This window comes from Kitasatospora sp. NPDC022856 (assembly GCF_055561235.1).
Genome location: NZ_JBVHHE010000133.1, coordinates 1 through 1,447, shown reverse-complemented (window position 1 = coordinate 1,447; position 1,447 = coordinate 1). Strand labels below are relative to the sequence as shown.

Genomic DNA, 1,447 nt, shown 5'->3' with positions numbered 1-1,447 from the left:
GTGGCCTGCGCCTGGGCTTCGATCAGGTCGACGGTCAGGCCCTGCGGCCAGTCGACGGGGTCGCCCGCGGCCCAGGTCGTGAGCTGGGCGCGCTCGGACTCGGGCAGGTGGGAGAGGGTCGCGTCGCCGTTGGGGTCGGCGGCCATCGCCTCCAGCACCAGCCGGTAACGCTCACCCAGGGAGTTCAGGTTCGCCCGGTCGATCGCGGTGCTCATGCTGTCGAGGTTGATTCGGCCGCCACGCACGATCACGTTGAGGGCGAACGAGTTGGAGCCGTCGCCCATCGATCCGTCCAGGTCGACGGAGTTCTCGTCGACGACGTGGAAGTCCAGGTACTCGAAGAGGACGGAGACCAGCTCGCCGGAGTTGCCGGCGGCGCGCTGGACGGCGGGCAGCGGGTAGCGGCGGTGGGACCAGATGGCGGTCTCCGTGGCGTAAGTCTGCTCGACCAGTTCGCGCCAGGTCTTCGCGCCCCGGGTGGTCGGGAACGGCAGGGTGTTGAGGTGCATACCGAGCACCCGGTCCGCGCCGGGCGCCTCCAGGCGGCCGTGGTAGACCACGCCGGTGTGGAAGGCGTGCTCGGCCGTCAGGCTGCCCATCACCTTGAGGTGCGCGGCCAGCAGGACGCTCTTCAGCGACGTCTTCGCCTCGCCGGCGAGACGACGCAGGCCGTCCTCGATGTCGGTGTAGGGCACCCGGGCATGCAGCTGCTCGACGCCGGCGTCCGGGGTGCCGAAGGAGGTCGGCAGGACCAGCGGGCTGTGGGTGTCGACGAGCTGCTGCCAGAAGGCCTGGGTCTGCGGGTCGGAGAGCGCGGTCTGCTCGGCGGCGATGAAGTCCGCGTAGCGGACCGACGGCACCTCGTAGACGGCCGGCTGCTCGCCGTTCCGCAGGCTGCGGTAGCAGGCGAGGATCTCCATCACCAGGGTGTGGTAGCTCCACCCCTCGGTGACGGCATGGATGTGACTGAACGTCAGGCGCCAGGCCCGGTCGGACTCCAGGTGGACGGCGATGCGCACCAGCGGCGCCTCGGCCAGCTCGAAGCCCAGGGCGCGCTCGGAGGTCATGTACTCCTGCTTGCGCGCCGCGATCTCCTCGGCGGCGAGCGCACGCAGGTCGTGGATCGCGACCGGGACCTCGGCGGTGGCGTGGACGAGCTGGAGGGGCTGGCTGTAGCCGTCCAGGTGCATCGAGGTGCGCAGGATGTCGTGCCGGGCCACCACCGTGTCGAGGGAGCGGCGGAACGTCGGTGCGTCGAAGGGGACTTCGTCGGGGACGAGGAAGGAGTTCAGGTTGTGGTAGGTGTTGCCACCCTGTGCCGCGAGCATCTCCACGAGCATGCCGGTCTGGACCTGGGAGAGCGGGTAGGCGTCGACGATGTCGGCCGGGAGGGCCGTGCGGTCGTCGTCGCCGATGAGGGCGAAGGGCTGGACGGCGGTGATCAGGG

The 1,447-nt window shown here is 70.3% G+C and carries 1 protein-coding gene; it reads right to left on the bottom strand.

Annotated elements, in window-relative coordinates:
* A partial coding sequence (locus ACZ34W_RS38660) for a condensation domain-containing protein (protein WP_465611185.1) occupies positions 1-1,447 on the bottom strand: 1,447 nt, incomplete at both ends.